This is a genomic window from Falsiphaeobacter marinintestinus (genome assembly GCF_007923355.1).
GTDB classification, from domain to species: Bacteria; Pseudomonadota; Alphaproteobacteria; order Rhodobacterales; family Rhodobacteraceae; genus Phaeobacter_A; species Phaeobacter_A marinintestinus.
Genome location: NZ_VOGO01000002.1, coordinates 184211 through 207335 on the forward strand (window position 1 = coordinate 184211; position 23125 = coordinate 207335).

Genomic DNA, 23125 nt, shown 5'->3' on the forward strand with positions numbered 1-23125 from the left:
CAAGGTGCGCGCATGAGATTTCTAAGAAGTCGCCGTCAAGACTTAGAAAACACAAGGCAAACCAAATGAGTGCTGCCCGACGCATACCCGGATTGCGCCCTGATGGAGGCTGGGACATCCCCCACCGTCTGAATATGGCGCGCCAATGCCTGCAGGGGCCGCAGACCGGACCTGCCATTATCGATCTGACGGGTGAGTCGCGCCGCGATGTGACCATGGCGGAGCTGTCAGCGATGACTGACGGGCTGGCCCATCGGTTGCTGGAACAGATCAAACCGGGGGAGCGTGTCGGCGTCCTGCTCAGCCAGTCGCCCTGGTGCGCGGCAGCGCATCTGGCGATCTGGAAGATCGGTGCAATCTCGGTCCCGCTGTTCAAACTCTTCAAACATGATGCGCTGCACTCCCGGATCAGCGATGCCGGGCTGACCCGTGTCGTTACCGATGACGACGGCGCGCGACTGCTGGGCGACCTTGCGGCTCCGCTTATCGCTGCGAACACCAAGGTGACGGGGGGGCCGCTGCCTTTTGCAGATACCGGCCCCGACGATCCTGCGGTTCTGATTTATACCTCTGGCACAACCGGCAGCCCCAAGGGGGCCTTGCATGGCCACCGGATGTTGACGGGCCATCTGCCTGGCGTGTCGATCAGCCATGATCATCTGCAGAGTGGTGATTGCCTGTGGACCCCGGCCGATTGGGCGTGGATCGGGGGCCTTTTTGATGTGCTTATGCCCGGTCTGGCGTTGGGCATCCCGGTGGTCGCGGCCCGGATGGACAAATTCTCGGCCCGGGGTTGCGCTGACATCATAGAACGAGGCGGGGTGCGCAACGTGTTCTTTCCGCCCACCGCGCTCAGGATGCTGAAAGCTGCCGATACATCACTTCCCGGCCTGCGCTCGGTCGCCAGTGGTGGTGAACCCCTGGGTGCTGAAATGCTGGCTTGGGGGCAGGGTGCTTTTGGTCTGCAGATCAACGAATTCTACGGCCAGACGGAATGCAACATGATCGTCTCAAACTGCGGCGCTGATTTCCCGGCACAACCCGGTTGCATCGGGAAACCGGTGCCAGGGCACGAGGTGGCCGTGCTGGATGCGGATGGAGAACCGACCAACGATGAGGGCGATATCGGTGTGCACCGCGGCTCGGCCTCGATGATGATCGAATACTGGAACAAACCCGACCAAACCGCTGAGAAGTTTCGCGGCGACTGGCTGATCACCGGAGACCGGGGCATCTGGGAGGGTCAGTATCTGCGTTTCGTGGGGCGCGAGGATGACGTGATCACCAGTTCAGGCTATCGCATTGGCCCCGCCGAGATCGAAGACTGCCTGCTGACCCATCCCGCCGTCGCCACCGCGGGTGTCATCGGCAAACCCGATCCGCTTAGAACCGAAATCGTCAAGGCCTATGTGGTGCTCAAACCCGATGCACTGGCCACGCCGGAAGATCTTCAGGCGTGGGTCAAGGGTCGCCTTGCAAGTTATTCCTATCCAAGGGAAATCTCTCTTGTGAAAGATCTGCCCATGACTGTGACCGGTAAGGTTATCCGTAAAGAACTCAAACGCCGCGCGGCGGCTGAACTGGAGGTTCATGAATGAAACTCACATCCAAGGCCATGGCCGGATCCGAAGGTTTCAAAGCAAACCGGGCGGCGCATCTTGATGCGTTGGCGCAGATCTCGGACGCAGCAGCAGCAGCCCGGCTGGGCGGCGGCGAACGTTCCCGCGCACGACATGAAAGCCGGGGCAAAATGTTGCCGCGTCGTCGGGTGGCAAACCTGCTGGATCCCGGCTCACCCTTTCTGGAAATCGGCGCCACGGCGGCGCATGACATGTATGGCGATGCCGCCCCTTGCGCCGGAGTGATCGCAGGCATTGGCCGTGTGCATGGGCAAGATGTCATGGTGGTCTGTAACGATGCCACCGTGAAGGGCGGCACCTATTACCCGATGACGGTTAAGAAACACCTGCGCGCTCAGGAAATCGCGGCGGAATGCAACTTGCCCTGCATCTATCTGGTGGACTCGGGCGGGGCCAACCTGCCCAATCAGGACGAGGTGTTCCCCGACCGCGACCATTTTGGCCGCATCTTTTATAATCAGGCCAACATGTCGGCGCGCGGCATCCCGCAGATCGCCGTGGTCATGGGGTCTTGTACCGCTGGCGGCGCTTACGTGCCTGCGATGTCGGATGTCACCATCATTGTGAAGGAACAGGGCACCATCTTTCTTGCTGGCCCGCCGCTGGTAAAGGCCGCGACTGGCGAAATCGTAACGGCCGAAGACCTTGGTGGCGGTGACGTCCATACACGCCTGTCCGGTGTGGCCGACTATCTGGCCGAGGATGACGCCCATGCGCTGGCATTGGCCCGACGCGCCGTGGAATCCCTTAACCGGGGCAAACCAAAAACCGTGCAATGGCAAAACCCGGAAGAGCCCGCCTATGACCCCGAGGAAATCCTTGGCGTTGTACCCGCCGATCTGCGCACGCCCTATGACATTCGCGAGGTCATCGCGCGCCTGGTCGATGGCTCGCGCTTTGACGAATTCAAACCCCGCTTTGGCGAAACCATTGTCTGCGGCTTTGCCCATGTCAAAGGTTGCCCGGTTGGCATCATCGCCAACAATGGTGTGCTGTTTTCCGAAAGTGCGCAGAAGGCGGCGCATTTCGTCGAACTCTGCTCGCAACGCCATATCCCGCTGGTGTTCCTGCAAAACATCACCGGGTTCATGGTGGGGCGGAAGTACGAAAACGAAGGCATCGCGCGGCACGGGGCCAAGATGGTCACCGCCGTGGCCACCACCAAGGTCCCCAAGATCACCATGCTGGTCGGCGGGTCGTTCGGGGCCGGGAACTATGGCATGTCAGGCCGCGCCTATCAGCCACGGTTCCTGTGGAGCTGGCCGAACTCGCGGATCAGCGTCATGGGCGGCGAACAGGCAGCCGGCGTGCTGGCCACCGTCAAACGCGACGGGATCGAACGGCAGGGCGGGCAGTGGTCGGCCGAAGAGGAGGCCGAATTCAAACGCCCGACGCTGGAGATGTTCGAACACCAGTCGCACCCGCTTTATGCATCGGCCCGGTTGTGGGATGACGGTATCATCGATCCGCGAAAATCGCGCGATGTTCTGTCGTTGTCTTTGAGTGCCGCGCTGAATGCGCCCATCGAGGAGACGCGGTTTGGCTTGTTCCGGATGTAAGGGGGCGCTGCCCCCGCCGCCCTGTCGGGCGACTCCCCCGGGGTATTTGAAACAAGAAAGAAGCATCAAGGCAGGAGAGCCTTCCCATGTTTGACAAGATTCTGATTGCGAACCGCGGGGAAATTGCCTGTCGGGTTATGGAAACGGCGCAGGCCATGGGCGTGCGGTGTGTGGCGGTGCATTCCGATGTCGATGCTGGTGCCAAACATGTGGCCATGGCGGATGAAGCGGTGCACATCGGCGGGCCGGCCCCGGCGGACAGCTACCTGAAGGGCGATGTGATCATTCAGGCTGCGCTGGACACGGGCGCGCAGGCGATTCACCCCGGATATGGGTTTTTATCGGAGAATCCCGAGTTCGTGGACGCGGTCGAAGCCGCGGGTTTGACCTTTATCGGGCCGTCTGCTGATGCGATCCGGGCGATGGGACTTAAGGACGCGGCCAAGGTGCTGATGGACAAGGCCGGGGTGCCGGTCGTGCCCGGCTATCACGGTGAAAACCAGGATCCCGAGCATCTGAGCGGGGCCGCCGACACGATTGGCTATCCTGTGCTGATCAAGGCCGTTGCGGGTGGCGGTGGTAAGGGTATGCGGCTGGTCGAGAGGTCTGAGGATTTCGCCGATGCTCTGGACAGTGCGCGCAGCGAAGCGAAGACCGCGTTTGGTAATGATGCGGTGTTGGTTGAAAAATTCGTCTCCAAACCCCGTCATATCGAAATACAGATCTTTGGCGACGGAACCCATGCGGTGCATCTGTTTGAGCGCGATTGCTCGTTGCAGCGCCGTCATCAGAAGGTGATCGAAGAGGCCCCGGCGCCGGGCATGACCGAAGACATGCGCACCGCGATGGGGCAGGCAGGCGTGCGCGCCGCCGAAGCCATCGGGTATAAAGGCGCAGGCACGGTCGAATTCATCGTGGATGCCTCGGATGGGCTGCGGGCGGATCGGTTCTGGTTCATGGAGATGAACACGCGGTTGCAGGTGGAACATCCGGTAACCGAGGCGATCACCGGCGTCGATCTGGTCGAGTGGCAGTTGCGCGTGGCTGCGGGCGAAAGCCTGCCCAAACGGCAACAGGACCTGTCGATCAACGGCCATTCCTTTGAAGCGCGGCTGTATGCTGAAGACGTGCCTAAAGGGTTCCTGCCCGCGACGGGCACCCTGACGCATCTGACCTTTCCGACCGGGGTTCGCGCCGACAGTGGTGTGCGCAGCGGCGATACGATCAGCCCATGGTACGACCCGATGATCTCGAAAGTCATCGTGCACGGGCCGACGCGGGACGTGGCGCTGGCCCGGTTGTCGCGGGCGCTGGAGCAGACGCAGGTGGCGGGGACTGTGACGAATCTTGCCTTCCTTGGCGCACTTGCCACCCATGCGGGTTTTGCGGCAGGCGACGTTGATACGGGGCTTATCGGTCGTGATCTGGACGATCTGGTGCAGCAACCCGAGGTTCAGCCGCACCACGTGGTGGCCGCAGGCATGGCAGCATTGGGTCTGGATACGTGCGAGACCGCCGATGGATTTTCGCTTTGGGAGCCTCTTGTTCAGAGCGTCACGCTGGATTGGACCGGAGAGCCGGAGCGGATTGACCTTAGGGTCGATACTGCAGACCGGCAACGCTGGACCGTTCAGGGTCATGACCTGACCGTTGAACGCCGTGGCGGCGCATGGCGGACCGACGGAAACGCGTTACCAATGACGTCAATTGCGGATTCGGTGGTGACGGTGTTCGATGGGTATGGTCTTGTGGTTCATGTGCAGGACCCGCTGGACCGCGATACCAGCGCCGGCGGGGATAGCAACGTGATCGTGGCGCCAATGCCGGGACTGGTGAAAGCCGTGTTCGCGACAGCGGGGCAGGCGGTGAGCGAGGGGGATCGGTTGGCTGTGCTTGAGGCGATGAAGATGGAACATGCCCTTCTGGCTGCCCGTGACGGGATCGTGGCCGAGGTGCTGACCGAAGCAGGCGCGCAGGTTGAAGCTGGCGCAGCTTTGGTCCGGCTTGAAGACGACTGATCGGTTGCCTGATCCTGCGCGGTGGGATCTGGGTATTTGGAACAAGAAAGAAGCAGGAGAGCAGCGATGTCAGACCGGGTCGAGATCTTTGAAGTGGGCCCGCGCGACGGGCTGCAGAATGAACAGCGCGATATTCCGGTAGCGGAAAAGATTGCGCTGATCGATTGCCTGAGCCAGGCCGGGTTTTCCCGTATCGAATGCGCCAGCTTCGTCAGCCCGAAATGGGTCCCGCAAATGGCCGGTTCGGCGGAGGTCCTGGCCGGCATCACCCGCGCACCAGGGGTCCGCTATGCGGCACTGACACCCAACATGCGCGGTTATGAGGATGCGCTGGCAGCAAAGGCTGATGAGATCGCGGTGTTTACCTCGGCCAGCGAAGGGTTTTCCAAGGCCAATGTGAACGCGACGATTGCCGAGACGATTGAACGGTTCAAACCGATTTTGGCGGCGGCCCGGCATATCGACCTGCCGGTGCGCGGTTATGTGTCATGTGTGACCGACTGCCCCTATGATGGGCCGACCCCGCCGGACAAGGTCGCCGAAGTGGCCGATCTCCTGTTCGGTCTTGGCTGTTACGAGATCTCGCTGGGCGACACGCTGGGCCATGCAACACCTGACAGTGTGGCACGGATGTTGCTTGCAGTGCGCGAGCGAATGCCCGCGACGCGGTTGGCCGGGCATTTTCACAATACTGCGGGACGGGCGCTGGCCAATATTGATGCCTCGCTCAGCCTTGGTGTGCGGGTGTTTGATGCGGCTGTTGGCGGTCTGGGCGGGTGTCCCTATGCGCCGGGGGCGGCGGGCAATGTTGCGACCGAAGCCGTACAGGCACATCTGGAGCGGTTGGGCTATGAGACCGGGTTGGACGCCAGTGTTCTGGAAGAGGCTGCCGGAATGGCCCGGGCCATGCGCGCGGGATAAACCCGCTAGCCGGACAAGAGATCAAAGAGAGAAGAGCTATGTTTGAGACACTGACCGTCGAAACGGACACCCGTGGCGTGGCCACCCTGTCGATGAACCGGCCCGATAAGCACAACGCGATGTCCGCACAGATGATTGCCGATCTTGCGGCTGCGGCGGCGCAACTGGGCGCGGATGATGCCGTACGTGTGGTCGTCTTGACCGGCATCGGCAAAAGCTTTTGTGCCGGGGGCGATCTGGCCTGGATGAAGGATCAGATGCAGGTCGATCCGCGCACCCGGGCCCGCGAGGCTGGCGGGTTAGCGCGCGCCTTGCAGGCATTGAACACCCTGCCCAAGCCCGTGATCGGCGCAATTCAGGGCAACGCCTTTGGCGGTGGTATCGGGCTGGTCAGTATTTGCGATGTGGCCATCGGAGCGGATCACCTGAAGATGGGCCTGACCGAAACCCGGCTGGGTTTGATCCCGGCAACCATCGGGCCCTATGTCATTGCTCGTATGGGCGAGGCCAAGGCGCGGCGCGTGTTCATGTCGGCGCGTCTGTTCGGGGCGGAAGAGGCTGTGAAACTGGACCTGCTGGCGGGAATCGTTCCAGCAGAGCAACTTGCCGACGCGATCGAGGCCGAAGTCGTGCCATATCTGTCCTGCGCCCCTGGGGCCGTGGCCGCTGCCAAAGCGCTGACCCGGCGGTTGGGCCCAGTTATCGACGACGCGACAATCGAACACACGATCGGCGAACTTGTGGCCCGCTGGGAAGGCGATGAAGCGCCCGAAGGGATTGATGCTTTCTTTGCTAAACGCAAGCCTGTGTGGCAGCGGGAAAGCTGAAAACAGCGGAATCAGGGCGGCCCGTAAAACATAGACACATTCGCATGTGTTTTCATGGGCCTCCTGCGGCGATTCAACCGGGATTCAATGGGCTTGGCTTGGTTGACGCTCTGTTATGTCGAGAGTAGAGATCACCTTAGTCAACACGCCAATTGACGGCGTGCGGGGGTCCGTGCGCAAGAAAGGAGCCACTCGTGGAAGAGCTGTTGCGGGAGTATCTCCCGATTCTGGTGTTTCTGGCCGTTGCCATTGGTCTTGGGGCCGTTCTGATTTTGGCCGCCGTGATCGTGGCGGTGCGCAATCCGGATCCTGAGAAGGTAAGTGCCTATGAATGCGGCTTCAATGCCTTCGATGACGCGCGCATGAAGTTCGATGTTCGCTTTTATCTGGTCGCGATTCTGTTCATCATCTTTGATCTTGAGATCGCGATGCTGTTTCCCTGGGCCGTCGGGTTCAAGGATCTCAGCGCCGTCGGCTTTTGGTCGATGATGGTATTCCTGGGTGTGCTGACCATCGGCTTTGCCTATGAATGGAAGAAAGGGGCGCTCGAATGGGAGTGATCACCGGAGCCAATACGGCCGGGGCCGATAAAGAAGTCGCGACTCAGGCGCTGAACGCCGAGCTGCAGGACAAAGGGTTCCTGCTGACCTCTTCCGAAGACATCATCAACTGGGCACGCACCGGTAGCCTGCACTGGATGACATTTGGTCTGGCTTGTTGTGCGGTTGAAATGATGCACACCTCGATGCCGCGCTATGACGCCGAACGCTTCGGGATCGCACCGCGCGCGTCTCCGCGTCAGTCGGACGTGATGATTGTGGCTGGCACCCTGACCAACAAGATGGCCCCGGCCTTGCGCAAGGTTTACGATCAGATGCCCGAGCCGCGGTATGTGATCTCGATGGGGTCCTGCGCCAATGGTGGGGGGTACTATCACTACAGCTATTCCGTGGTGCGTGGCTGTGACCGCATCGTGCCGGTTGATATTTATGTCCCGGGCTGCCCGCCGACTGCCGAAGCATTGCTGTATGGCCTGATGCAATTGCAGCGTAAAATGCGCCGGACCGGCACAATCGTGCGCTGAGGAGAGACCAGAAGATGAGCGAAGCACTCAAAGAACTGGGCACGCATATCGAACTCAAGCGCCCTGATTGCGTTCTGGGCTGGGATGTCACCCATGGCGAGCTGAACGTCGATGTGGCGCTGGGCAATATTGCCGGGTTCATCGAATTTCTGAAAACCGATGCGACCTGCAAGTTTTCGTCCCTGGTGGACATCACCGCCGTCGATTACCCTGAACGTGCCAAGCGTTTTGATGTCGTCTATCATTTTCTGTCGATGTATCAGAACCACCGCATCCGCCTGCGGGTGGCCGTGCGCGAAGAAGACATGGTGCCGTCGATCACCGATATTCATCCCTCGGCCAACTGGTTCGAACGCGAAGTGTTCGACATGTTCGGCATCCTGTTCTCGGGTCACCCTGACCTGCGTCGTTTGCTGACCGATTACGGATTTCGCGGCTACCCGTTGCGCAAGGATTTCCCGACCACCGGCTATACCGAAGTACGCTATGACGAAGTTGAAAAACGCGTCGTGTATGAACCGGTCAACCTGGTTCAGGAATATCGTCAGTTCGACTTCATGAGCCCGTGGGAAGGGGCCGAATACATCCTTCCCGGTGACGAGAAAACCGACGAGAAATCGGGGGCGAAGTAATGGAAATGCTGATCTGGCTTATCGTTGCGGCTGCCACGATCATTCCGATGCTGAAACTGCTTCCGCATTTCGGCATCAATAAATACTGGGCCATTGGCTGTGTCCTTCCGGTTATCACAATTGTGCTGATCTGGATGATGGCCATGAAGCTGCAAGAGATGGAGACACGGTGATGGACGGCTCGAAATTCGATGACGGCAGCTCCGACGCCCTGAGCGGCGAACAGAAGATCCGCAACTTCAACATCAACTTCGGGCCTCAGCACCCGGCAGCCCACGGCGTGCTGCGCATGGTGCTTGAGCTTGATGGCGAAATCGTCGAACGCGCTGACCCGCATATTGGCCTGCTGCACCGTGGCACCGAAAAGCTGATGGAAAGCCGCACGTACCTGCAGAACCTGCCGTATTTCGACCGTCTCGACTATGTGGCGCCGATGAATCAGGAACATGCCTGGTGTCTGGCCATCGAACGGCTGACAGGGGTCGAAGTGCCCCGCCGTGCATCGCTGATCCGCGTGCTCTACAGCGAAATCGGCCGCATTCTGAACCACCTTTTGAACGTCACCACGCAGGCCATGGACGTGGGCGCGCTGACCCCGCCGCTCTGGGGCTTTGAAGAGCGTGAAAAGCTGATGATCTTTTACGAACGCGCCTGTGGCGCGCGTCTGCACGCGGCTTATTTCCGACCCGGCGGTGTCCATCAGGATCTGCCGCCCGACCTGCTGGACGATATCGAAACGTGGAGCCACGAGTTCCCGACCGTTCTGGACGACATTGACGGGCTGCTGACCGAAAACCGGATCTTCAAACAGCGCAACGCCCTGATCGGCGTCGTGACCGAAGAAGAAATCCTTGAATACGGCTTCTCGGGCGTCATGGTGCGCGGATCGGGCTTGGCGTGGGATCTGCGTCGCGCGCAGCCTTACGAATGCTACGACGAATTCGACTTTGAAATTCCGATCGGCAAGAACGGCGACTGCTATGATCGCTATCTGGTCCGCATGGAAGAAATGCGCCAGTCACTGCTGATCATCCGTCAAGCCATCGCCAAGATCCGCGATTGCCCCGGTGACGTTCTGGCGCGCGGCAAGATCACACCGCCCAAGCGCGGCGACATGAAGACCTCGATGGAAAGCCTGATCCACCACTTCAAGCTCTACACCGAAGGCTTTCATGTTCCGGCGGGCGAAGTTTATGCTGCGGTCGAGGCTCCGAAGGGCGAATTTGGCGTCTATCTGGTGGCCGACGGCACCAACAAACCTTACCGCGCCAAACTGCGCGCGCCGGGCTATCTGCACCTGCAGGCGATGGATCACGTCGCCAAGGGGCACCAGCTGGCCGACGTTGCCGCGATTATCGGAACCATGGACATCGTTTTCGGAGAAGTTGACAGGTGACCACACTGCGCGTGACAGGCCAGATGCTTGCGCGTGAAACAACGCAATTCACGATCATTTTGGCCGGCATTCGGCCAGAACCGGGTACGAGACGTAATCCATGAAAAAAGACTTCATCTTTCATATTGGTTTCCACAAGACCGGATCGTCCTCGATCCAGGAAACCTTCAAGAACCTTGATGACGATCAGTACGAGTTCCTGAAAACCCGTGGATCGAACCACTCATGGTATGTCAGCCGCTTGTTTCGCCCGTCGCGCGAAGAACGCCGTGGCCCGGGTCGTGGACGTGGTGATGTTGCGAATCTGAGCGCCGAAGACCGTGAACGCCGCGAAGCGATCAAGGAACGCCGGGCGCAACGCCCCGAAGGCGCGCCACGTGGCGGCAACCGTCCGCAACGTGCTGGCCGGATGCCGCGCGATGGTCACCCCGGTGACACGCCTGAAATGCGCGCCCGCGCTCATGAACAACTTGTTCAGGCGATAGAAGACTGCACCAAACCCAAGCTGATCTTTTCTGCAGAAGCGCTGTGCATGCTGGGCAGCGAAGAAAGCGGTCGCAAGATCACGGAGTTCTTTGAGCCCTACGCGGCAACGTCCCGCTATCTGGGGTATGTCCGTCCGTTGTTGTCGGGTCTGACCAGTGGCGTGCAGCAGCGCATCAAGACCGGCGTGAACATCAACACCGCAGACGAACGCGCCACTATGATGGCCAAACAGGTCCATGTGGAAATGCTGGATCGCTGCTTTGGGCGGGACAATGTGGAACTCTACCGGTTCGTGCGCTCGGACTTCCCGGATGGAAACGTCGTCAAGGACTTCGCCAGACATCTGGGCGTAACGCTTAACGATGATCAGATCTCGATGACAAACGAAGGTCTGACGCTGGACACGATGGCCTATCTCTATGCCTTCAATGAACTGGGTGAGCACACCAAGATTGAGGGCGCGTTGATCATCCGCAACCGGTTCCTTGAGATCATGGACGGGTTCGGTGAAGGCAAATTCCGCATGTCGCCCAGCATGCTTCCGTCGAACTATGACCAGGAGCGGGCGTATCTGGAACAGCGCATGGGCGTTGAGTTGGAAGAAGATCTTTCAGACAAACCCGGTGATATCCGCCAGATGAGCGACCTGTTCGAAGTCGCGATGGCGAGTAAGGACGAATTTATCAAGCGCGTCGAAAAGATCGCTGAACTGGGTGATGCCGTTGCCGATGTGGTCGAGCCGGAACTGGCTAAGGCCAAGGCGGAAACCGACGGTCCCAAACAGGTCGCGCGTCTTGTCGACGCCGCGATGCTGGGCCTGAAGGCTGAACAAGACCAATACGCGCACCTCGCGCCGCGTGATCGTCCCGGACCGCCGTCCAGCCGCATGGGAGCAGGGCGTCCCGAACGCACCGGTCGCCCAGACCGCCCCGAAGGTGCCCCGCGCGGCGAACGCCCCGAAGGTGGCCCCCGACGTGAACGTCCCGAAGGTGGACCACGCCGCGAACGCGCCGAAGGTGCGCCCCGTCGTGAACGTCCTGAAGGCGGCCCGCGTCGTGAACGTCCCGAAGGCGGCCCGCGCCGTGAACGCGCCGAAGGTGCGCCCCGTCGTGAACGCCCCGAAGGCGGCCCGCGCCGTGAACGTCCCGAAGGTGGACCACGCCGCGAACGCGCCGAAGGTGGCCCACGCCGTGAGCGTCCGGCAGGTGGCCCGCGCCGCCGTCCCGGTGCCCCGGACCAGACCGAGACCTGAAAGAGTAGACCGCCAAAATGACCAAACCGCTTCCATCGCATTTCACCACAGCGCCGCACCCTTTTGGGTGCGCAATGTGTGACGGTGCGCGCGGATCAAAGGTCATTTTGGCCAAGCAGTATGACTATCCGGTTGCGCATGGGGCTGACGCCCTCTGTCGTCCGGTTGCGGAAGGAACAGCCTGATGTTGCGTCGTCTTCATCCTGAACAACCCGAGAGTTTTGAATTCACGCCCACCAACCAGGATTGGGCGCGGGCGCAGATCTCGAAATACCCCGAAGGCCGGCAGGCCAGTGCCGTGATCCCACTGCTGTGGCGCGCGCAGGAACAGGAAGGCTGGTTGACGAAACCGGCGCTTGAACGTGTCGGCGACATGCTGGGCATGGCCTATATCCGGGTGCTGGAAGTGGCGTCGTTCTACTTCATGTTCCAGCTGAAACCCGTTGGATCTGTTGCGAATATCCAGATCTGTGGCACCACGACCTGCATGATCTGTGGCGCCGAAGACCTTATGGCCGTCTGCAAGGAAAAGATCGCGCCCAAGCCACATATGCTGTCTGATGATGGCAAGTTCAGCTGGGAAGAGGTCGAATGCCTCGGGTCTTGTGCCAACGCGCCGATGGCCCAGATCGGCAAGGATTACTACGAAGACCTGACGGTCGAGAGTTTCTCTCGGATCCTCGATGATCTGGCAGCGGGCAAGGTGCCGTTGCCGGGTCCGCAGAATGGCCGGTTCTCCAGTGAACCGCTGGCCGGACTGTCCAGTCTGAAAGAATACGAAAGTGGGCGCACGCAGTATAACGCCAGCGTTGCTTTGGCGAACGACATCGGCGACACGATCAAGCGCATTGACGGCACAGAAGTTCCGATCCTGACGCCATGGTTGAGTGACGGGGTTACCCCCTCGAAACCGCAAGAGCCGGCCCCGGTTGAGCCGGCCCCGGTTCGGTCGGAACCCAAGGCCGAAGTACAGCCGGCACCAGTCGCCGCAGCTGCACCCGCAGCGACCTCAGATCCGGTCGAGCTGATCAAACCATCGACAGCGCTGGCCGGACAGGACGAACTGTCCAGCCGCAAGGGCACGTGGAAATACGAAGCCCCCGTTGCCGCCGCTCCCGCCAAAGCCAAACCGGCAACGCCCGCCAAACCTGCAGCGTCCGCAAAGGCCGCAGACCCGGCAGACACGTCGGACGTTCAGGAACAGCAGCCGCTGACCCTGACTGCTCCCCGTGACGGCAAGGCTGACGACCTGAAACTGCTGAAAGGTGTCGGGCCAAAGCTGGAAAACCTGCTGCACGAGATGGGCTTTTATCATTTTGACCAGGTCGCGGCTTGGACACCGGCCGAAGTGTCGTGGGTCGACAATCGGCTGACGTTCAAGGGTCGGATCGAACGGGACGGATGGATCGAGCAGGCCAAAAAACTGGCCTCGGGCGAAGAAACCGACTTTGCCAAGAAAGCAAAAGACAAAGGGCTCTACGACTAATCAACATCAAGGGAAGGGACACGATCATGAGCAACGAAAACAACACAAATAACGGCCTGAGCCGACACTGGAAACTTGCCGGTGTTGGAGGTGTCGTCGTGGCTGTGGTCTATTCTGTCCTGACCGGAGCGGGAATCGGATCTTCCGTGCTGATCGGTGCCCTGTTCACCGGGGTTGCGGGTTTCGTGATGGGGCGCAACAGCGAAGGTGCGGCCGAGACACCGGCGGCTCCACAAGCTGCAGCCCCGCAGGCTGAGCCGGTTGAAACCATCGTGGACGCCGTTGTGGAAACTGTCGAAGACGTGGCCGACGACGTTGCCGAAACGGTAGCAACTGCGGCACCCGCCACACAGTCCCTGATCAAACCCTCCACCGCTCTGCCGGGGCAGGCCGAACTGGCCGAACGCAAAGGCAGCTGGCGGTACGACGCAAACAACGCATCCGCATAAGCGGGCGCAAAACGACAAAGAGCTGATGAACGTCAAACAGGACAAGCCCATCGCGCAAGACGACCGCGACGAACTGCAGGCCCGCAAGGGTCGGCATATCGCCGTCGTGATTGCGGGCACCATGGTGCTTTGGGTGGTTCTGTCCCTGTGGGTGGGCCCTGCCTTCCTGCCGGGGCGCTATGCCTTCCTGTTCGATTTCGCAGCTCTGGCGGCGCTGATCTATGCGTTCGTCAACATCTATCAACTCTGGCGAATGCGCCAGGACAGCTGAAGGTAAACCCATGCTGCAAGACCAGGACCGGATCTTTACCAACCTCTACGGGATGCATGACCGCACGCTGAAAGGCGCGCAGGCCCGTGGCCATTGGGACGGCACAGCCGGGATCATCGAAAAGGGACGTGACTGGATCATCCAGCAGGTCAAGGACAGCGGCCTGCGCGGACGCGGCGGGGCGGGTTTCCCGACCGGTCTGAAATGGTCCTTCATGCCCAAGGAAAGCGATGGCCGCCCGGCCTATCTGGTGATCAACGCGGATGAATCCGAACCGGCAACGTGCAAAGACCGTGAAATCATGCGTCACGATCCGCACACGCTGATCGAAGGCGCGTTGATTGCCTCCTTCGCGATGAACGCACATGCGTCCTATATCTATATTCGCGGCGAATACATCCGCGAAAAAGAAGCCCTGCAAAACGCCATCGACGAAGCCTATGACGCTGGCATGCTGGGCAAAAACGCCTGCGGTTCGGGTTGGGATTTCGATCTCTATCTGCACCACGGGGCAGGCGCCTATATCTGCGGCGAAGAAACCGCGCTTCTGGAAAGCCTTGAGGGCCGCAAAGGCATGCCGCGAATGAAGCCACCGTTCCCGGCGGGCGCGGGTCTTTATGGCTGCCCGACCACGGTGAATAACGTTGAATCCATTGCCGTTGTACCGACCATCCTGCGGCGCGGGCCAGACTGGTTCAGCTCGTTCGGGCGTCCCAACAACCATGGCACCAAGCTGATGGCGCTGACCGGCCACGTGAACAACCCATGTGTGTTCGAAGAAGCGATGTCGATGCCCGTGCGTGAGATCATTGAACGTCACGGCGGCGGTATTCGCGGTGGTTGGGATAATCTCAAGGCCATCATCCCCGGTGGGGCCTCTTGCCCGGTTCTGCCCAAGGATGCGCTGGAAGACGCCATCATGGATTTTGACTGGATGCGCGAAAACAAATCGTCGTTCGGCACCGGCTGCATGATCGTGATGGATCAGAACACCGACGTCGTGAAAGCGATCTGGCGTCTGGCCAAATTCTTTAAACACGAAAGCTGTGGCCAATGTACGCCCTGCCGCGAAGGCACTGGCTGGATGATGCGCGTGATGGATCGTCTGGTCACCGGCGACGCAGAACCCGAAGAGATCGACATGCTGCTGGACGTGACCAAACAGGTCGAAGGCCACACCATCTGCGCCCTTGGCGACGCGGCCGCCTGGCCGATCCAGGGTCTGATCCGTCATTTCCGCGAAGAAATCGAAGACCGCATCAAAGCCAAGCGCACCGGGCGCATGGGCGCGATGGCGGCGGAATAGAGCGGGACCGGAACGGCTGACATGACCACGACCATGCATCTTGCGGAACTCAACATCGGACGGCTCCTTGCGCCGACCGATGATCCGCGCGTGGCCGATTTCATGGACAATCTCGACCGCATCAACGGGCTGGGCAAACGCATGCCCGGATTCGTCTGGATGATGGAAGGTTCGGGTGAGCCGGGCACCGGCAATACCGAGAACGCCATCGGCGGCGATCCGCAGTTCGTGTCCAACCTGACGGTCTGGGAAGACGTTGCAAGCCTTGAGAAATTCGTCTGGGGCACGATCCACAAACAGTTCTATGAACGCCGTCAGGACTGGTTCGAAATCATGGGCCAGCAGCATTTCGTGATGTGGTGGGTGCCTGCCGGGCACAAACCCACGCTCGAAGAGGCGCTGGACCGACTGGACCATCTCAACAAAAACGGTCCTTCCGAGCAGGCATTTGGCTGGGCCGATCTGAAAGACGCGCAGATGTGGCAAAGCCATGGCTGTTCGCATGTGGCTGCAGAGTAGAGGGTAAGAATGCGAAAGTACCGGTTCGACGAAGGCGCTGACGTTGCCGAAGACATCCGTACAAAATACGGGTTCGACGGCGACTTGCTTGACCTCTACGCAGGCAACAAGGGTGTGCAGGTGCACAAATGGCACCACTATATTCCGATCTATGACCGTTATTTTGGCCCCTACCGCAACACCCCGGTCCGGTTTCTGGAAATCGGCGTGAACAAGGGCGGCAGCCTGCAGATGTGGCGCAACTATTTCGGCCCGGATGCGACGCTGTTTGGTATCGATATCAACGAAGACTGCGCTCAATATAACGGTCAGGCCGGTCAGGTCCGCATTGGCAGTCAGGCCGATCCCAATTTCCTGAACAAGGTGATCGACGAAATGGGTGGTGTCGACGTGGTGCTGGATGATGGCAGCCACGTCATGTCACATGTTCGCACATCCTTCGAAACCTTGTACCCGCGGCTTGAAACCGGTGGCACCTACATGATCGAAGACCTGCATACGGCTTATAAGCACAAATACGGTGGCGGTTATCGCCACCCCGACAACTTCTTTGGCTTCATGCGCGAACTGATCGACGATATGCACCATTGGTATCATGACAAGAAACTGCACCATCCCGGGTTGGAAGCGCATTTCACCGGTCTGCATATCCACGATTCCATCGCCGTCATCGATAAAGAACCAGTGCACGCGCCGGTTCACTCGCGGGTCAGCTGATATGCACGCAAGGATCCTGATCTCTCGCCTTCCTCTGCTGCTGGCCGCGATTGCGCTGGCGGGGATGTCGGCGTGCAATTCGTCCATGTCGAACATTGATCGGGTGGCGTTCGACGGGATCGAATTCAAGACCAAGGCCGCTGCGACCGACAAGAAGGTCTCACGCGAAAACTTTACCGTCACGGTAAAACGGGCGCTGCAGTCGCTGGAGGGTGCCAAGGAAGCCGGGCGCTATGAAGGCATCAAGTACTGCATCGCCACCTTTGGCAGTTCCAAAATCGTCTGGACCTCGGGTCCGGACGTCGAAAACAACCAACTGGTGTTGGACGGCGATACACTGATCCTGCAGGGGATATGTCAGAAAACATGGTGACGGCATCGGCACATATCGGCGGATTTCCCGCGCTGTTATTGCATAACAGCCGGATTCTGGGCTGTTTTGATCTCTCCCAAAAGGAGAGTTCTGTTATGACCCGTTTCCGCACTGCTATCTGTGCCATCACCCTTGCAATGACCGTCCCGGCGGCTGCGCAATCTTCCAAACCACCGCTGCGCGAAGTTCCCGAGATCTCGAATGGTATCTTTACGCTTGTGGTTGCCAACCAGATCCGCCGCATTTGCGATGACATCGATGGCCGCCTGTTCAAAGGGATCGGCCAGGCGCGCAAACTCAGGGCGCGGGCCAACGATCTGGGGTATCCCGACGATGAAATTCGGTCATTGCTGAACTCCGACGCCGAAAAGGCCCGGATGATTGATCGCGGCAAGACGTATATGGCCAATAAAGGCCTGAACTATGACACTCCGGGCGACCTGTGCCAGCTGGGTCATATCGAAATGAAGAACAACAGCGCGATCGGCGCGCTACTGAGGGCGAAATAGATCATGTCTGACCTCCGAAAGATCATTATCGACGGAAACGAAGTGGAAGTAGACGGGGCGATGACCCTGATCCAGGCCTGCGAACAAGCCGGGATCGAGGTTCCGCGCTTTTGTTATCACGAACGTCTGTCGATTGCTGGCAACTGCCGCATGTGTCTGGTTGAGGTCGTTGGCGGCCCCCCGAAACCCGCCGCCTCCTGCGCCATGCAGGTCCGTGATCTGCGCCCGGGCCCCGAGGGCGCGCCGCCCGTCGTCAAAACCAACTCGCCCATGGTCAAAAAGGCCCGCGAAGGCGTGATGGAATTCCTGCTGATCAACCACCCGCTGGATTGCCCGATCTGCGATCAAGGCGGCGAATGCGATCTGCAGGATCAGGCCGTGGCCTATGGCGTTGATTTCTCACGCTTCCGCGAAGCCAAGCGCGCTGTCGATGATCTTGATCTCGGCCCGCTGGTTGGCACCGCCATGACCCGCTGCATCAGCTGCACCCGCTGCGTGCGCTTCACAACCGAGGTCGCCGGTATCACCCAGATGGGCCAGACCGGGCGTGGCGAAGATTCCGAGATTACGTCTTACTTGGGCGAAACGCTCGATTCCAACCTGCAGGGCAACATCATCGACCTGTGCCCGGTGGGCGCGCTGACGTCGAAACCCTATGCCTTTACCGCCCGCCCGTGGGAGCTGACCAAAACCGAATCCATCGACGTGATGGATGCGTTGGGCTCCAACATCCGGGTCGATACCAAGGGCCGCGAAGTCATGCGGATCCTGCCGCGCAACCATGACGGCGTAAACGAAGAATGGATCAGCGACAAAACCCGCTTTGTCTGGGATGGCTTGCGCCGCCAGCGTCTGGACCGGCCCTATATCCGCGTCGATGGCAAGCTCAAGCCTGCCACATGGGGCGAAGCCCTTGGCAAAGCATCGGACGCGATCAAAGGCGCCAGCAAAGTTGCCGGTCTGGTCGGTGATCTCGCGCCGGTTGAAGCCGCGTTTGCCCTGAAGCAGCTGGTCGAAGGGCAGGGCGGCTCGGTCGAATGCCGCACTGATAACGCCAAGCTGTCCGCCGGGAACCGCTCGGGCTATGCCGGTAACGCGGCGATTGAAGACATCGATTCAGCCGAGATGATTCTGCTGATCGGCACCAACCCGCGCGACGAAGCACCGGTGTTGAACGCCCGCATCCGCAAGGCATGGCTGAACGGTGCCAAGGTTGCTCTGATCGGCGAAGCTGTTGATCTGACGTATGATTACCATCACATCGGCACCGACCGCGCGACACTGGCTCAGCTGGCCGCCATGGACCACGCCGACAAGCAGGACGTGCCCGGCGTTGTCATTTTGGGTCAGGGCGCCCTGACCGAAGCTGACGGTGCCAGCGTTCTGGGCACCGTGATGACCATGACCGAGGCTGCCAATTCCAAGCTGCTGGTCCTGCACACCGCCGCGTCCCGCGTCGGCGCGATGGACATCGACGCCACCACCGAAGGTGGGCTTGACGCTGCCATCGACGGGGCCGATGTGGTTTACAACCTCGGCGCGGACGAGGTCGACATCGGTGACGGTGCCTTTGTGATCTATCAGGGCAGCCACGGCGACCGCGGTGCGCATCGCGCCGACGTCATCCTGCCGGGGGCCGCCTATACCGAAGAACAAGGGTTGTTCGTCAACACCGAAGGCCGCCCCCAACTGGCGCTGCGTGCCGGGTTCGCTCCGGGCGAGGCCAAGGAAAACTGGGCCATCCTGCGTGCACTGTCGGGCGAAATGGGCGCAACCCTGCCGTTCGATTCGCTGGCGCAACTGCGTCAGGCGATGGTCGCCGACGCTCCTCATTTGACCCAGATCGACACGGTTCCGGAAAACGACTGGCAGCCGCTGGATCCGGGCAAACTGGGCGATGCGACCTTCCGCAACGCAGTCAAGGATTTCTATCTGACCAACCCGGTTGCACGGGCGTCGCAACTCATGGCCGAACTCTCGGCCGGGGCCGCGGCCCGCACCAGCGGAGCACTTGCCGCAGAATGATCCGCGCCGCACTCATATCGCCTCTGCTGCTGGCCGCTTGCGACACCAGCGTCGCCAGCGACACGCCGGTGGCCGAACCCGAATATCGCGGGGTCGAGACCAATTTGCTGGATGGCGATCTGGTTCAATTCAACGTGTCCATGATCAACCCTCGGGCAAAATCAGATCTGGACGATTATGCGGAATGCGCCGCCGCGCAATACACCCTGATTCGGGGTTACGGATTCGCGCGGCATTTGCGCACAAATGTACACGAAGAGGGTGGCGTATGGACGGCAGATGCTGTTTACACCATCTCGCCATCGCTGCCCCGTGGTTTGCTGACTGTCGACGCTGAAGTCGCTGTGGCCAACTGCGCGGAAAATGGAATACCCACGGTGTGAGGACCTATGGCTGAATTCTTTACCACCACGACACTTGGCATCCTGCTTCTGACTGTTGGGCAGATCCTTTTGGTCGTCGTTCCGCTGCTGGTCGCACTGGCCTTCCTGATGTATGCCGACCGCAAGATCTGGGCCGCTGTCCAGATGCGGCGCGGACCCAACGTTGTTGGTTTTTACGGTCTGCTGCAAAGCTTTGCGGACTTCATCAAATACATCGTCAAAGAGGTCGTGTTTCCCGCCGGGGCCGACCGGGTCGTGTTCCTGCTGGCCCCGATGGTCAGCCTGGTCATGGCGCTCATCGCCTGGGCGGTGATCCCGTTCAACGATGGCTGGGTGCTCAGCAACATCAACGTTGCCATCCTCTACGTCTTCGCTGTGTCCTCGCTTGAGGTGTATGGCGTGATCATGGGGGGCTGGGCGTCGAACTCGAAGTACCCGTTCCTCGGCTCACTGCGGTCCGCCGCTCAGATGATCTCATACGAGGTCTCGATCGGCCTGATCATCATCGGTGTGATCTTGTCCACCGGGTCGATGAACTTCAGTGATATCGTCGGTGCGCAGGATGGCAAATACGGCCTGTTCAGCTGGTACTGGCTGCCGCACTTCCCGATGTTGTTCCTGTTCTTCATCTCGGCGCTGGCCGAAACCAACCGCCCGCCCTTTGACTTGCCCGAGGCTGAATCCGAACTGGTTGCAGGCTATCAGGTCGAATACTCATCGACCCCGTTCCTGCTGTTTATGATCGGTGAACTGGTCGCGGTCGTGCTGATGTGCGCTCTGGTTTCGTTGCTGTTCTTTGGCGGCTGGCTGTCGCCCATTCCGGGCCTGCCTGACGGCATCCTGTGGATGGTCGCGAAGATGCTGTTCGTCTTCTTCTTCTTCTCGATGGTCAAGGCAATCACGCCTCGCTATCGCTATGACCAGTTGATGCGCCTGGGTTGGAAAGTCTTCCTGCCGATGTCGCTGTTCTGGGTGGTTTTCGTGGCCTTCGCCGCACGGTTCGACTGGTTCTGGGGCGTCTACGCGCGCTGGACAATAGGGGGTTAAGCATGACGCAGATCGATTACACCCGCGCCGCCAAATACTTCCTGCTGCAGGATTTCTGGGTCGGTTTCAAACTGGGGATGAAGTACTTCTTCGCCCCCAAGGCCACCATCAACTATCCGCACGAAAAGGGCCCGCTGTCCCCGCGGTTTCGCGGCGAACACGCGCTGCGTCGCTATCCCAACGGCGAAGAACGCTGCATTGCCTGCAAACTCTGCGAAGCGATCTGCCCGGCGCAGGCCATAACCATTGATGCCGAACCGCGCGAAGACGGCTCCCGCCGCACAACGCGTTATGACATCGACATGACGAAATGCATCTACTGCGGCTTCTGCCAAGAGGCCTGCCCGGTTGATGCCATCGTTGAAGGGCCGAATTTCGAATTCGCCACCGAAACCCGCGAAGAGCTGTTCTATGACAAGGAAAAGCTCCTTGAGAACGGGGATCGCTGGGAGGCCGAAATAGCCCGCAACCTGGAAATGGATGCGCCCTACAGATGACCGACAATCCCGTAAACCCGTTCGAACAGATGCTGGCTCAGGCCCATGAAATGGCCAAAGCTTTCAACCCCGCCATGGAGAGCTTTTCTCCAAAAGGGTTCGAAGCGTTGTGGCCGACCATGCCGAAAGAGGCGATGGAAATGTGGTTCGGGAACGCGATGAACAAGGACGGTCTGGATGCCAAGACGCGGCTGTTGCTGACGCTGGCCGGGCTGACCATGCAGGGCGCGCAGGCCGACTCGGCCGTGCGCCAGACCGTGCGCCACGCCATCGCGGCGGGGGCCAGAAATCAAGAGATCGTTGAAACGATCGGTCAGATGTCGGTGTTTGCCGGCATTCCGGCCATGAGCCGCGCGCTGGAACTCGCGAAAGAGGCCATGGACGACAACGGGGACGATGAAACATGAGCGTGTTTGCCTTTTACCTCTTCGCGATCAGCACAATCATTGGCGGGCTGTTCACGGTGATCAGCCGCCAGCCTGTGCACTCGGTGCTGTGGCTGATCCTGGCCTTCATCTCGTCAGCCGGGCTGTTCGTCCTGCTGGGGGCTGAATTCGTCGCGATGTTGCTGATCATTGTCTACGTGGGCGCGGTCGCTGTGCTGTTCCTCTTCGTTGTGATGATGCTGGATGTCGACTTTGCCGAACTCAAAGCTGAAATGGCGCGCTATATGCCGCTGGCGCTGCTGATCGGGGTCATCATCCTGATGCAGTTCGTCACCGCCTTTGGCGCATGGGAAAGCGCCGCGGCTGCCGAAGGGCTGCGGGCTCAGCCCACACCCACCGACATGCACAACACTCAGGCGCTTGGCGCGATCATCTATGATCAGTACTTCCTGATCTTCCAACTGTCGGGTCTGATCCTTCTGGTTGCCATGATCGGCGCCATTGTTCTGACCCTGCGCCATCGCACCGACATCAAGCGTCAGGACATCCTTGCCCAGATCTATCGCGATCCGGCCAAAGCGATGGAACTGAAAGACGTGAAACCGGGGCAGGGGCTCTGATGCAGGGCCTCACCCAAAATACATTATCTCAGGTCAGGTTGGCCGGGGTTGCCACCATGTGCGTCGTTTCGGTTCTGGCCGTAAGCGCACAGGCGTCCGAGACCAACATCAAGAACCGGCAAGACCAGGTGAACAAATACTTCGAACACGCCAGCAAGGATTTCGGCGGTGGCGCGGTTCAGTTGCACGCGCGCAAGGATGGCGCAGACGGCAGCACGCACTCGATCTACCACTTCGACTGCGTAAACAAGAAGTATGACGTTCTGTTTTCTGGCCCGGCCATGCCCGGTGAATTCCCTTTCGACTCCGCAGACCCTGCTGCGACCTCATTCGACCAAAACGCTGACGTTGCGCCCCTTGCGCAGCATACTTGTACTAAGCACGGCTACCCGTTGCTGGAATGGTGAAACATGATCGGACTTGAACATTATCTGACAGTCGCGGCGACGCTGTTCGTCATTGGGATCTTCGGGCTCTTCCTGAACCGCAAGAACGTGATCATCCTGCTGATGAGCATCGAACTCATGCTCTTGGCGGTGAATATCAACCTTGTGGCGTTCTCGTCCTTTCTGGGCGATCTGGTCGGGCAGGTCTTTACGCTGTTCGTGCTGACAGTTGCCGCCGCCGAGGCCGCCATCGGCCTTGCCATTCTGGTCTGCTTCTTCCGCAACCGCGGCACCATCGCGGTCGAAGACGTCAACGTGATGAAGGGCTAAGTCACA

The 23125-nt window shown here is 59.9% G+C and carries 27 protein-coding genes; all 27 read left to right on the top strand.

All coding sequences use genetic code 11. The features are described from left to right. Positions 1-65: 65 nt before the first annotated feature. The 27 genes from FOY56_RS05160 to nuoK all read left to right on the top strand — a co-directional run bounded on the left by FOY56_RS05160 (position 66) and on the right by nuoK (position 23119). Positions 66-1598: an AMP-binding protein gene (locus FOY56_RS05160; protein ID WP_146344752.1), complete on the top strand. Its 1533-nt coding sequence runs from the start codon at positions 66-68 to the stop codon at positions 1596-1598. Beyond that, complete coding sequence (locus FOY56_RS05165) at positions 1595-3199, top strand: carboxyl transferase domain-containing protein (RefSeq protein ID WP_146344753.1); 1605 nt, start codon at positions 1595-1597, stop codon at positions 3197-3199. Before FOY56_RS05160 ends, FOY56_RS05165 begins: the two co-directional genes overlap by 4 nt. A gap of 86 nt (positions 3200-3285) precedes the next feature. Next, entirely contained in the window at positions 3286-5217 is a 1932-nt protein-coding gene (locus tag FOY56_RS05170) for an acetyl/propionyl/methylcrotonyl-CoA carboxylase subunit alpha (RefSeq protein WP_146344754.1), read from the top strand. A gap of 66 nt (positions 5218-5283) precedes the next feature. Then, positions 5284-6138, top strand: a complete 855-nt coding sequence (locus tag FOY56_RS05175) for a hydroxymethylglutaryl-CoA lyase (RefSeq protein WP_146344755.1) — start codon at positions 5284-5286, stop codon at positions 6136-6138. A gap of 38 nt (positions 6139-6176) precedes the next feature. Beyond that, positions 6177-6965: a crotonase/enoyl-CoA hydratase family protein gene (locus tag FOY56_RS05180; RefSeq protein ID WP_146344756.1), complete on the top strand. Its 789-nt coding sequence runs from the start codon at positions 6177-6179 to the stop codon at positions 6963-6965. Between the two features lie 194 nt (positions 6966-7159). Further along, positions 7160-7525 (top strand): NADH-quinone oxidoreductase subunit A, encoded by a 366-nt coding sequence (locus tag FOY56_RS05185; protein WP_146344757.1) that lies wholly within the window; start codon positions 7160-7162, stop codon positions 7523-7525. Further along, positions 7516-8049 carry a NuoB/complex I 20 kDa subunit family protein gene (locus FOY56_RS05190; protein WP_146344758.1) on the top strand — a complete coding sequence of 178 codons (534 nt, stop codon included), beginning with the start codon at positions 7516-7518 and terminating at the stop codon, positions 8047-8049. The genes FOY56_RS05185 and FOY56_RS05190 overlap by 10 nt, the downstream gene beginning before the upstream one ends. A 14-nt stretch (positions 8050-8063) precedes the next feature. Continuing rightward, positions 8064-8681, top strand: coding sequence for an NADH-quinone oxidoreductase subunit C (locus FOY56_RS05195; protein ID WP_146344759.1), 618 nt, complete (start codon positions 8064-8066; stop codon positions 8679-8681). After that, on the top strand, positions 8681-8854 hold the full coding sequence (locus FOY56_RS23495) for a hypothetical protein (RefSeq protein ID WP_186766245.1): 174 nt from the start codon (positions 8681-8683) through the stop codon (positions 8852-8854). The genes FOY56_RS05195 and FOY56_RS23495 overlap by 1 nt, the downstream gene beginning before the upstream one ends. Beyond that, the gene (locus tag FOY56_RS05200) at positions 8854-10077 is read left to right on the top strand and encodes an NADH-quinone oxidoreductase subunit D (RefSeq protein WP_146344760.1); all 1224 of its coding nucleotides are present in this window, start codon (positions 8854-8856) and stop codon (positions 10075-10077) included. Before FOY56_RS23495 ends, FOY56_RS05200 begins: the two co-directional genes overlap by 1 nt. A gap of 100 nt (positions 10078-10177) precedes the next feature. Beyond that, a complete protein-coding gene (locus tag FOY56_RS05205) occupies positions 10178-11815 on the top strand; it encodes a hypothetical protein (RefSeq protein ID WP_146344761.1) in 1638 nt (545 codons plus the stop codon). A gap of 184 nt (positions 11816-11999) precedes the next feature. Then, positions 12000-13301, top strand: coding sequence for an NADH-quinone oxidoreductase subunit E (locus tag FOY56_RS05210; protein ID WP_146344762.1), 1302 nt, complete (start codon positions 12000-12002; stop codon positions 13299-13301). 26 nt (positions 13302-13327) lie between these two features. Beyond that, complete coding sequence (locus FOY56_RS05215) at positions 13328-13750, top strand: hypothetical protein (protein ID WP_146344763.1); 423 nt, start codon at positions 13328-13330, stop codon at positions 13748-13750. Between the two features lie 25 nt (positions 13751-13775). Beyond that, positions 13776-14021, top strand: a complete 246-nt coding sequence (locus FOY56_RS05220; protein ID WP_146344764.1) for a DUF5337 domain-containing protein — start codon at positions 13776-13778, stop codon at positions 14019-14021. 10 nt (positions 14022-14031) lie between these two features. Then, on the top strand, positions 14032-15327 hold the full coding sequence (gene nuoF / locus FOY56_RS05225) for an NADH-quinone oxidoreductase subunit NuoF (RefSeq protein WP_146344765.1): 1296 nt from the start codon (positions 14032-14034) through the stop codon (positions 15325-15327). A gap of 21 nt (positions 15328-15348) precedes the next feature. Beyond that, positions 15349-15846: a DUF3291 domain-containing protein gene (locus FOY56_RS05230; protein ID WP_246139420.1), complete on the top strand. Its 498-nt coding sequence runs from the start codon at positions 15349-15351 to the stop codon at positions 15844-15846. A gap of 9 nt (positions 15847-15855) precedes the next feature. Then, positions 15856-16563, top strand: coding sequence for a class I SAM-dependent methyltransferase (locus FOY56_RS05235; protein ID WP_146344766.1), 708 nt, complete (start codon positions 15856-15858; stop codon positions 16561-16563). Between the two features lies 1 nt (position 16564). After that, positions 16565-16936, top strand: a complete 372-nt coding sequence (locus FOY56_RS05240) for a hypothetical protein (RefSeq protein ID WP_146344767.1) — start codon at positions 16565-16567, stop codon at positions 16934-16936. A 95-nt stretch (positions 16937-17031) separates the two neighbouring features. Beyond that, positions 17032-17445, top strand: a complete 414-nt coding sequence (locus FOY56_RS05245; protein WP_146344768.1) for a DUF5333 domain-containing protein — start codon at positions 17032-17034, stop codon at positions 17443-17445. Between the two features lie 3 nt (positions 17446-17448). Continuing rightward, positions 17449-19470, top strand: a complete 2022-nt coding sequence (gene nuoG / locus FOY56_RS05250; RefSeq protein WP_146344769.1) for an NADH-quinone oxidoreductase subunit NuoG — start codon at positions 17449-17451, stop codon at positions 19468-19470. Continuing rightward, positions 19467-19853 (top strand): YNQ4 family lipoprotein, encoded by a 387-nt coding sequence (locus tag FOY56_RS05255; protein WP_146344770.1) that lies wholly within the window; start codon positions 19467-19469, stop codon positions 19851-19853. The genes nuoG and FOY56_RS05255 overlap by 4 nt, the downstream gene beginning before the upstream one ends. Before the next feature lie 6 nt (positions 19854-19859). Continuing rightward, positions 19860-20900, top strand: a complete 1041-nt coding sequence (nuoH, locus tag FOY56_RS05260; RefSeq protein WP_146344771.1) for an NADH-quinone oxidoreductase subunit NuoH — start codon at positions 19860-19862, stop codon at positions 20898-20900. A gap of 2 nt (positions 20901-20902) precedes the next feature. Beyond that, a complete protein-coding gene (nuoI, locus tag FOY56_RS05265; RefSeq protein WP_146344772.1) occupies positions 20903-21397 on the top strand; it encodes an NADH-quinone oxidoreductase subunit NuoI in 495 nt (164 codons plus the stop codon). Next, complete coding sequence (locus FOY56_RS05270) at positions 21394-21804, top strand: carboxymuconolactone decarboxylase family protein (RefSeq protein ID WP_146344773.1); 411 nt, start codon at positions 21394-21396, stop codon at positions 21802-21804. The genes nuoI and FOY56_RS05270 overlap by 4 nt, the downstream gene beginning before the upstream one ends. Further along, positions 21801-22403 carry an NADH-quinone oxidoreductase subunit J gene (locus tag FOY56_RS05275; protein ID WP_146344774.1) on the top strand — a complete coding sequence of 201 codons (603 nt, stop codon included), beginning with the start codon at positions 21801-21803 and terminating at the stop codon, positions 22401-22403. Before FOY56_RS05270 ends, FOY56_RS05275 begins: the two co-directional genes overlap by 4 nt. Beyond that, positions 22403-22810, top strand: a complete 408-nt coding sequence (locus FOY56_RS05280) for a hypothetical protein (protein WP_146344775.1) — start codon at positions 22403-22405, stop codon at positions 22808-22810. Before FOY56_RS05275 ends, FOY56_RS05280 begins: the two co-directional genes overlap by 1 nt. 3 nt (positions 22811-22813) lie before the next feature. Next, entirely contained in the window at positions 22814-23119 is a 306-nt protein-coding gene (gene nuoK / locus FOY56_RS05285; RefSeq protein WP_008553673.1) for an NADH-quinone oxidoreductase subunit NuoK, read from the top strand. Positions 23120-23125: the final 6 nt, after the last annotated feature.

Excerpts from the sequence above, each read along its gene's own strand:
- FOY56_RS05160 (WP_146344752.1), top strand. The coding sequence starts at position 66 with ATGAGTGCTGCCCGACGCATACCCGGATTGCGCCCTGATGGAGGCTGG.
- FOY56_RS05275 (WP_146344774.1), top strand. The coding sequence starts at position 21,801 with ATGAGCGTGTTTGCCTTTTACCTCTTCGCGATCAGCACAATCATTGGC.
- FOY56_RS05245 (WP_146344768.1), top strand. The coding sequence starts at position 17,032 with ATGACCCGTTTCCGCACTGCTATCTGTGCCATCACCCTTGCAATGACC.
- FOY56_RS05190 (WP_146344758.1), top strand. The coding sequence starts at position 7,516 with ATGGGAGTGATCACCGGAGCCAATACGGCCGGGGCCGATAAAGAAGTC.
- FOY56_RS05200 (WP_146344760.1), top strand. The coding sequence starts at position 8,854 with ATGGACGGCTCGAAATTCGATGACGGCAGCTCCGACGCCCTGAGCGGC.
- nuoF (WP_146344765.1), top strand. The coding sequence starts at position 14,032 with ATGCTGCAAGACCAGGACCGGATCTTTACCAACCTCTACGGGATGCAT.
- FOY56_RS05165 (WP_146344753.1), top strand. The coding sequence starts at position 1,595 with ATGAAACTCACATCCAAGGCCATGGCCGGATCCGAAGGTTTCAAAGCA.
- nuoG (WP_146344769.1), top strand. The coding sequence starts at position 17,449 with ATGTCTGACCTCCGAAAGATCATTATCGACGGAAACGAAGTGGAAGTA.
- nuoK (WP_008553673.1), top strand. The coding sequence starts at position 22,814 with ATGATCGGACTTGAACATTATCTGACAGTCGCGGCGACGCTGTTCGTC.
- FOY56_RS05230 (WP_246139420.1), top strand. The coding sequence starts at position 15,349 with ATGACCACGACCATGCATCTTGCGGAACTCAACATCGGACGGCTCCTT.
- FOY56_RS05180 (WP_146344756.1), top strand. The coding sequence starts at position 6,177 with ATGTTTGAGACACTGACCGTCGAAACGGACACCCGTGGCGTGGCCACC.
- FOY56_RS05220 (WP_146344764.1), top strand. The coding sequence starts at position 13,776 with ATGAACGTCAAACAGGACAAGCCCATCGCGCAAGACGACCGCGACGAA.
- FOY56_RS05255 (WP_146344770.1), top strand. The coding sequence starts at position 19,467 with ATGATCCGCGCCGCACTCATATCGCCTCTGCTGCTGGCCGCTTGCGAC.
- FOY56_RS05270 (WP_146344773.1), top strand. The coding sequence starts at position 21,394 with ATGACCGACAATCCCGTAAACCCGTTCGAACAGATGCTGGCTCAGGCC.
- FOY56_RS05240 (WP_146344767.1), top strand. The coding sequence starts at position 16,565 with ATGCACGCAAGGATCCTGATCTCTCGCCTTCCTCTGCTGCTGGCCGCG.
- FOY56_RS05210 (WP_146344762.1), top strand. The coding sequence starts at position 12,000 with ATGTTGCGTCGTCTTCATCCTGAACAACCCGAGAGTTTTGAATTCACG.
- FOY56_RS05280 (WP_146344775.1), top strand. The coding sequence starts at position 22,403 with ATGCAGGGCCTCACCCAAAATACATTATCTCAGGTCAGGTTGGCCGGG.
- nuoH (WP_146344771.1), top strand. The coding sequence starts at position 19,860 with ATGGCTGAATTCTTTACCACCACGACACTTGGCATCCTGCTTCTGACT.
- FOY56_RS05175 (WP_146344755.1), top strand. The coding sequence starts at position 5,284 with ATGTCAGACCGGGTCGAGATCTTTGAAGTGGGCCCGCGCGACGGGCTG.
- FOY56_RS05195 (WP_146344759.1), top strand. The coding sequence starts at position 8,064 with ATGAGCGAAGCACTCAAAGAACTGGGCACGCATATCGAACTCAAGCGC.
- nuoI (WP_146344772.1), top strand. The coding sequence starts at position 20,903 with ATGACGCAGATCGATTACACCCGCGCCGCCAAATACTTCCTGCTGCAG.
- FOY56_RS05215 (WP_146344763.1), top strand. The coding sequence starts at position 13,328 with ATGAGCAACGAAAACAACACAAATAACGGCCTGAGCCGACACTGGAAA.
- FOY56_RS05235 (WP_146344766.1), top strand. The coding sequence starts at position 15,856 with ATGCGAAAGTACCGGTTCGACGAAGGCGCTGACGTTGCCGAAGACATC.
- FOY56_RS23495 (WP_186766245.1), top strand. The coding sequence starts at position 8,681 with ATGGAAATGCTGATCTGGCTTATCGTTGCGGCTGCCACGATCATTCCG.
- FOY56_RS05205 (WP_146344761.1), top strand. The coding sequence starts at position 10,178 with ATGAAAAAAGACTTCATCTTTCATATTGGTTTCCACAAGACCGGATCG.
- FOY56_RS05170 (WP_146344754.1), top strand. The coding sequence starts at position 3,286 with ATGTTTGACAAGATTCTGATTGCGAACCGCGGGGAAATTGCCTGTCGG.